Source organism: Rhodobaculum claviforme (assembly GCF_016653255.1).
In the GTDB taxonomy this organism is placed as follows: domain Bacteria; phylum Pseudomonadota; class Alphaproteobacteria; order Rhodobacterales; family Rhodobacteraceae; genus Rhodobaculum; species Rhodobaculum claviforme.
The window spans coordinates 1-6,819 of record NZ_NHSD01000242.1 but is presented as its reverse complement, the minus strand read 5'-3'; the positions used below and the strand labels follow the sequence as shown (position 1 = coordinate 6,819).

Annotated in this window: 7 protein-coding genes; all 7 read left to right on the top strand. The window is 71.2% G+C overall.

The window, feature by feature from the left end:
• Positions 1 to 46 precede the first annotated feature (46 nt).
• Positions 47 to 988, top strand: a complete 942-nt coding sequence (locus CCR87_RS08780) for an ABC transporter permease (RefSeq protein WP_201157151.1) — start codon at positions 47 to 49, stop codon at positions 986 to 988.
• Positions 989 to 998: 10 nt separating this feature from the next.
• Complete coding sequence (locus tag CCR87_RS08775; protein ID WP_242511931.1) at positions 999 to 1,895, top strand: ABC transporter permease; 897 nt, start codon at positions 999 to 1,001, stop codon at positions 1,893 to 1,895.
• Between the two features lie 41 nt (positions 1,896 to 1,936).
• Entirely contained in the window at positions 1,937 to 2,965 is a 1,029-nt protein-coding gene (locus CCR87_RS08770; protein WP_201157150.1) for an ABC transporter ATP-binding protein, read from the top strand.
• Positions 2,962 to 3,930, top strand: a complete 969-nt coding sequence (locus CCR87_RS08765) for an ABC transporter ATP-binding protein (protein ID WP_201157149.1) — start codon at positions 2,962 to 2,964, stop codon at positions 3,928 to 3,930. The genes CCR87_RS08770 and CCR87_RS08765 overlap by 4 nt, the downstream gene beginning before the upstream one ends.
• 9 nt (positions 3,931 to 3,939) lie before the next feature.
• Positions 3,940 to 5,082 (top strand): M20 family metallopeptidase, encoded by a 1,143-nt coding sequence (locus CCR87_RS08760; RefSeq protein ID WP_201157148.1) that lies wholly within the window; start codon positions 3,940 to 3,942, stop codon positions 5,080 to 5,082.
• Positions 5,079 to 6,359, top strand: coding sequence for an amidase (locus CCR87_RS08755; RefSeq protein WP_201157147.1), 1,281 nt, complete (start codon positions 5,079 to 5,081; stop codon positions 6,357 to 6,359). The genes CCR87_RS08760 and CCR87_RS08755 overlap by 4 nt, the downstream gene beginning before the upstream one ends.
• An 88-nt stretch (positions 6,360 to 6,447) precedes the next feature.
• Positions 6,448 to 6,660 carry a hypothetical protein gene (locus CCR87_RS08750; RefSeq protein WP_201157146.1) on the top strand — a complete coding sequence of 71 codons (213 nt, stop codon included), beginning with the start codon at positions 6,448 to 6,450 and terminating at the stop codon, positions 6,658 to 6,660.
• Positions 6,661 to 6,819: the final 159 nt, after the last annotated feature.

The window sequence follows — 6,819 nt, the reverse complement described above, 5'->3', positions numbered from 1 at the left end:
CCCTTGCCCCCCCCTGACTGGCCCCCCGAACAGGAGCGCCCAAGCCATGCTTGCCTATGTCGTCCGGCGTCTGCTGGCCACCATCCCGATCATGGCGCTGGTGGCGGTGTTCGTGTTCATGCTGCTGCACCTCAGCCCCGGCGACCCGGCGGTGGTGATCGCGGGTGACTTTGCCACCGCAGCCCAGGTCGAGGAGATCCGCACGCAGCTCGGCCTCAACGATCCGCTGCACATGCAGTTCATCAAGTGGACGGCGGATCTGTTCCGGGGCGATCTGGGGACCTCGATCTATTCGGGGCTGCCGGTGTCGCGGCTGATCGGGCAGCGGATCGAGCCGACGCTGATGCTGACGCTGACCACCATGGTCATCGCGATCACGCTGGCGATCCCGCTCGGCGTCATTGCGGCGTGGAAGGTCGGCACCTGGATCGACCGGGCGGTGATGACGGTGGCCGTGCTGGGCTTTTCGCTGCCGGTGTTCGTGCTGGGATACGCGCTGATCCTCGGCGGCTCGGTCCGGCTGGGGTGGTTTCCGGTGCAGGGGTACACGTCGATCTTCACCTCGGTCCCCGGGTTCCTGCGCCACATCACGCTGCCGGCGCTGACGCTGGGGCTGGTCTACATGGCGCTGATCGCGCGGATGACGCGGGCGACCATGCTGGAGGTCCTGAACGAGGATTACGTCCGCACCGCCTATGCCAAGGGTCTGCCGACCCGCAAGGTGCTGGTGAAACACGCGCTGAAGAACGCGATGGTGCCCATTTCCACCACCATCGGGCTGGGGCTGGCGCTGCTGATCGGCGGCGTGGTGGTGACCGAGAGCGTGTTTGCCATTCCGGGGCTGGGGCGGCTGACGGTGGATGCGGTGCTGCGCACGGACTACCCGGTGATCCAAGGCGTGATCCTGGTGTTCTCGCTGACGTATGTGATGCTCAACCTGTTGATCGACCTCAGCTATGTGCTGTTCGATCCGCGTATCCGCTACTGAGGGGCCGGCCATGACCCACACCCCTGTTGAGCGTCCGCAGGACCCGACCCTGACCGCGCGCATGTCCGAGGCCGCCGCCGGCGCCTGGGACGCGCTGCGGCGCAACCCCACCATGCTGTTCGGGCTGTCGGTGCTGGTGGTGATGGCGGTGCTCGCGTTCGGCGCGCCGCTGTTCGGCCTGCCGGAGCCGATGCGCCAGAACCCCATCAACCGCCTGCAGGACCCGTCCGCCGCGCACTGGTTCGGCACCGACATGTATGGCCGGGATCTGCTGTCGCGGGTGCTGCACGGGGGGCAGATCTCGTTGGTGGTGGGGCTGTCGGTGGCGGCCCTTGCGACATCGCTGGGGCTGGCGATCGGGCTGGTGGCGGGGTTCAGCCGCCGGGTGGACGCGGTGGTGATGCGCTTCATGGATGCGCTGATGTCGATCCCGTCGATCCTGCTGGCCATCGCGCTGGTGTCGCTGTGGGGCTCCAGCGTGACCAACGTCATCATCGCGCTGACGATCCCGGAGGTGCCCCGCGTGGTGCGGCTGGTGCGCTCGGTCGTCCTGATGCTGCGCGATCAGACGTTTGTCCAGGCGGCGATCGCCTGCGGCACGTCGACCCCGCGCATCCTGGTGCGCCACATCATGCCCAACACCTTCCCGCCGCTGATCGTGCAGGCGACGTACATCTGCGCGCAGGCGGTGATCTTCGAGGCGTACCTCAGCTTCGTCGGCGCCGGCACCCCGCCGGAGATCCCCAGCTGGGGCAACATCATGGCCGAGGGGCGGATGTTCTTCTTCCAGAATTTCGGGATCATCATGTACCCCGGCATCTTTCTCGCGATCACCGTGTTCGCGATCAACACCTTCGGCGACGGGCTGCGGGACTCGCTCGATCCGCGCATGAAGCGGCGGTTCTGAGTGTCCCCCCTTCGCCGAATCCCCCCAGCCAGGAGCCGCCCATGACGCTGTCCCCGCCCGCCGTGCCCGACACCGATCCGGTGCTTCAGGTCGATGACCTGCGCACCTGGTTCGACACCCGCGACGGTGTGGTCAAGGCCGTGGAGGGGCTGTCGTTCGACCTGCGGCCGGGGGAAATCCTCGGCGTGGTGGGGGAGTCGGGGTGCGGAAAGTCCATCACCTCGCTGTCGATCATGCAGCTGGTGCCGACGCCGCCGGGCCGCTATGCCTCCGGCGCGATCCGGTTCAAGGGGCGCGACCTCTTGCGCCTGACCCCGGCCGAGATGCGCCGCATCCGGGGCAACGAGATCTCGATGATCTTCCAGGACCCGATGAGTTCCCTCAACCCGGTTCTGACGGTGGGCGACCAGCTGACCGAGGCGATCGTGCTGCACCAGGGGCTGGATCCCCGCGCCGCCACCGCGCGGGCGCGCGAGATGCTGGATCTGGTGCACATCCCCGAACCCGAGCGGCGCCTGCGCGAATACCCCCACCAGCTGTCGGGCGGCATGCGCCAGCGCGTGATGATCGCCATGGCGCTGTCGTGCAACCCGCAGGTCTTGATCGCGGATGAACCCACGACCGCGCTCGACGTCACCATTCAGGCCCAGATCCTCGGCCTGATGGAGGAGATCCGCGAGAAGCTGCAGACCGCCATCATCCTGATCACCCATGATCTGGGCGTGGTGGCCGAGATGGCCGACCGCGTGCTGGTCATGTACGCCGGCCGCAAGGTCGAGGAAGCCGACGTGGTGGAGCTGTTTGAGCGCCCGCAGCACCCCTACACCCGGGGCCTGATGCGCTCGGTTCCCCGTCTGGGCGCGGATGGCGAGGGGTCCGCCACCCGGCTGGCGGAAATCCCCGGCATCGTGCCCGCGCTGACCAACCTGCCTGCGGGCTGCGCGTTCGCCGACCGCTGCGCCTTTGTCACCGACCGCTGCCGCGCCGAATACCCCCCGCTGGTGCCGCGCGGGCCGCGCCATCTGGCGGCGTGCTGGCACAGCGACACCCTGCCGGAGTGGACCGCATGAGCGCGCCGATCCTCGAGGTCGAGAACCTGACCAAGCATTTCCCGTTGCATGGCGGGCTGTTGCAGCGCGAGGTCGGCCGCGTCCACGCCGTCGACGGCGTCAGCTTCACCCTGGCCCGTGGGGAAACCCTGGGGCTGGTGGGCGAATCCGGCTGCGGCAAGTCCACCACCGGCAAGGCGATCCTGAAACTGACGGACCCGACATCCGGCACCATCCGGCTCAAGGGGGTCGACATCACCCACCTCAGCCGGGCGCAGATGTTCCCGCACCGGCGCGTGATGCAGGTGATCTTTCAGGACCCCTATGCGTCGCTGAACCAGCGGATGCGGGTCAAGGACATCGTGGCCGAGCCGCTGGGCAACTACGAGCCCGACAGCAGCCGCGCCGAGCGGCTGGAGAAGATCGCCGCCCTGTTCGACCGGGTGGGGCTGCGGCGCGACGCGCTCAACCGCTTTCCGCATGAATTCTCGGGCGGGCAGCGCCAGCGGCTGGGCATCGCGCGGGCGCTGGCCGTCAACCCCGAGGTCATCATCGCGGACGAACCCGTGTCCGCGCTGGACGTGTCGGTGCAGGCGCAGGTGGTCAACCTGATGATGGACCTGCAGGCGGAGTTCGAGCTGTCGTATCTGTTCATCGCGCATGATCTGGCGGTGGTGCAGCACATCTCGCACCGGATCGGGGTGATGTATCTGGGCCGTCTGGTGGAGCTTGCGCCCAAGCGCGAGCTGTTCCGCAACCCCCAGCACCCCTACACCGAGGCGCTGCTGGATTCGGTCCCCGTCCCCGACCCCCGCCGCCGGCGCAAGCGCGCGGTGCTGCGCGGCGATGTGCCCAGCCCGATCAACCCGCCCAAGGGCTGCCACTTCAACACCCGCTGCCCGCTGGCGTTCGACCGCTGCTTCCACGAGGCCCCGCCCCTGCGCGAGGTCGCGCCGGGCCACATGGCCGCCTGCCACCTGCGCTGAAGGACCCCCATGACCCTTGATGCCGCCGAGATCACCCGTGACCTGATCCGCTTCGACACCATCAACCCGCCGGGCAACGAGCGTCCGGCGCTGGAGTGGATCGCGGCCCTGCTGGCACCCGCGGGGTTCGAGATCGCCTGGCAGCCGATGGGCGCGGGCCGCGCCAACCTGATCGCGCGCCTGCCCGCGACGCAGGCGGTGCGCGCGCCGCTGGTGCTGTCGGGCCACATCGACACCGTGCCGCTGGGCAATGCGCCCTGGTCCGTCGCCCCCCACGGCGCCGAGGTGCACGACGGCCGCATCTGGGGCCGGGGGGCGTCGGACATGAAAAGCGGCGTCGCCGCCTGCATCGCCGCCGCGCTGGAGATGGCGGCCCGGCCCGACCGCGCCGCCGACCTGCGCCTGATCCTGAGCGCGGGCGAGGAGACGGGCTGCGACGGCGTGCTGGCGCTGGCGCGCGACGCGGACCTGCTGGGCGCGTGCGGCGCGATGATCGTGGCCGAGCCGACCGACAACCGCCCCCTGCTGGGCCACAAGGGCGCGCTGTGGCTGCATCTGCACCACCGGGGCGTGACGGCGCATGGCTCCATGCCCGAACGGGGGCGCAACGCGATTTTCCCCGCGATGGACAGCGTGGCGGCGCTGCGGGACCTCGACTTCGGGGTGCCGGCGCATCCGGTGATGGGGCCGGTGACGCTGAACCTCGGGACGCTGCACGCGGGGCTGAACATCAACTCGGTGCCCGATCTGGCGACGCTGGGCGTCGATATCCGCACCACGCCCGAGCTGTCGAACGCCGACGCCTGCGCCGCCGTGATCGCCGCCGTGGGGGGCGCCGTGGGCGATGGGGTGGAGGTCGAGACCCTGACCGACATGGCCGCCGTCTTCACCCCCGCCGATGATCCGTGGCTGGCCCGAGCGCGCGCGATGGCGGGTGACATCACCGGCATCGACATCGACGGCGGGCTGGAGGTGGCGCACTACTTCACCGACGCTTCGGTGCTGAAGGCCGCGTTCGGCCATCCGCCGACCCTCATCATGGGGCCCGGCCCGATGGCGCTGGCCCACCAGACCGACGAGCATGTGGAGATCGCCGCCATCCACGCCTGCACCCGCGCCTTTGCCGCCATCGCGGCGGAGTATCTCTCATGACATCCGACCCCGCCCGCCTGGGCGCCGTGGCCGCCCGCGACGCGATCCGCGCGGGCACGCTGGACCCCGCCGCGCTGATGGAGGCGTGCCTGGCGCGCATCGCGGCGCGCGACGCGGTGGTGCGGGCGTGGGATTTCCTCGACCCCGCGCAGGCCCGGGCGGCACGCCCCGGACGCGGTCTGCTGTCGGGCCTGCCGGTGGGCGTCAAGGACGTGATCGAGACCGCCGACATGCCCACCGCCTGCGCCTCGGCCATCCATGCGGGCCGACGGACCGGGCGGGATGCCGCCTGCGTGGCGGCGCTGCGGGGCGCGGGCGGCGTGGTGCCGGGCAAGACCGCGACGACGGAATTCGCCGGCTACCACCCCACCGTGACCCGAAACCCCCACAACCCCGCGCACACGCCGGGGGGGTCCTCCAGCGGTTCCGCCGCCGCCGTGGCCGATTACCAGGTGCCGCTGGCGATCGGGACGCAGACCGCGGGATCGGTGCTGCGTCCGGCGGCGTTCTGCGGGGTGGTGGGGTTCAAGCCCTCCTTCGGGGTGATCGACACGGGCGGGCTGTTTCATTTCTCCGCCAGCCTGGACACGCTGGGGGTGTTTGCGCGCAGCGTGGCGGATGCCGGGCTGGGGGTGGCCGCCCTGTCGGGCTGGTCCGCGCTGGCCGAGGTCCGCCCCGCCGCCCCCGCCCGCGTGCGCCTGATCCCCGCGCCGTCGTGGCATCTGGCCAGCGACGCGGGCCGCGCCGCGTTGATGGAGGCCGCCGGGCGCATCGCCGACGCGGGCGTGGCGGTGGACGACAGCCCCCTGCCGGGGGACATGGCCGACGCGCTGGCGGCGCTGGCCGACGCCCAGGCCCTGATCCAGCCCTACGAGGGGCGCCGCGCGCTGGCATGGGAGCGCACGCACCACGCCGACCGGCTCAGCCCCGCGCTGCGGGCGGCGTTCGACGCGATGGACGCCGTCCCCTTCGAGGACTACCGCGCCGCCCGCCAGCTCCAGTCCGCGTGGCAGCACCGCATCGCCGCGCTGATGGCCCCGGACGAGGTCTGGCTCACCCTGCCCGCCGCGGGCGAGGCGCCCGAGGGCACCGCCACCGGCGATCCGGTCTTCAACCGCGTCTGGACCCTGCTGCACCTGCCGGCCATCAGCCTGCCGCACGGCCACGGCCCGGCGGGCCTGCCGCTGGGGGTGCAGATGGTGGGGCGCCACGACGCCACCCTGCTGGCCCATGCGGCGTGGCTGGAACCCCGGCTGACCCCCGCGCCGGTGCCATGAGGGCGCTGCGTCCATCCTTGCACCGGGCCCGGCGCCCGGCCCGGCACCGGGCAAAACCGGCCAGGGACCCCGCCATGGGGTCGGGACAATGAAGGACGCGCGCAACCGCGTCGGCTGCGTGGCCTGCGGCCACCCGCTGGCGCGCACCACCCCCACCTGCCCGAACTGCGCCACGCCGCAGCCGCACAAGCGGCTGGGCAGCACGCTGGGGCTGGGCGCGCTGCTGGTGCTGCTGGTGAACGTCGCGCTGTTCACCTGGGCGCACCGGATGATGGCCACCGGCTACAAGCTGAAGGCGTGAGCGGTCAGGTGCCCGGCGGCACCGCCCCGCGTGTGCGCCCGATCTCCCGGCCGCACTGGCGCGGCCTGTGGACGGTCTATCGGCTGGGCGTGATGCGGCTGAGCCGGATCGTGCTGGAAACGATCGTCGGGCCGATCCTCTCCTCGCTGCTGTTCCTGG

Excerpts from the sequence above, each read along its gene's own strand:
- CCR87_RS08780 (WP_201157151.1), top strand. The coding sequence starts at position 47 with ATGCTTGCCTATGTCGTCCGGCGTCTGCTGGCCACCATCCCGATCATG.
- CCR87_RS08765 (WP_201157149.1), top strand. The coding sequence starts at position 2,962 with ATGAGCGCGCCGATCCTCGAGGTCGAGAACCTGACCAAGCATTTCCCG.
- CCR87_RS08750 (WP_201157146.1), top strand. The coding sequence starts at position 6,448 with ATGAAGGACGCGCGCAACCGCGTCGGCTGCGTGGCCTGCGGCCACCCG.
- CCR87_RS08775 (WP_242511931.1), top strand. The coding sequence starts at position 999 with ATGACCCACACCCCTGTTGAGCGTCCGCAGGACCCGACCCTGACCGCG.
- CCR87_RS08770 (WP_201157150.1), top strand. The coding sequence starts at position 1,937 with ATGACGCTGTCCCCGCCCGCCGTGCCCGACACCGATCCGGTGCTTCAG.
- CCR87_RS08755 (WP_201157147.1), top strand. The coding sequence starts at position 5,079 with ATGACATCCGACCCCGCCCGCCTGGGCGCCGTGGCCGCCCGCGACGCG.
- CCR87_RS08760 (WP_201157148.1), top strand. The coding sequence starts at position 3,940 with ATGACCCTTGATGCCGCCGAGATCACCCGTGACCTGATCCGCTTCGAC.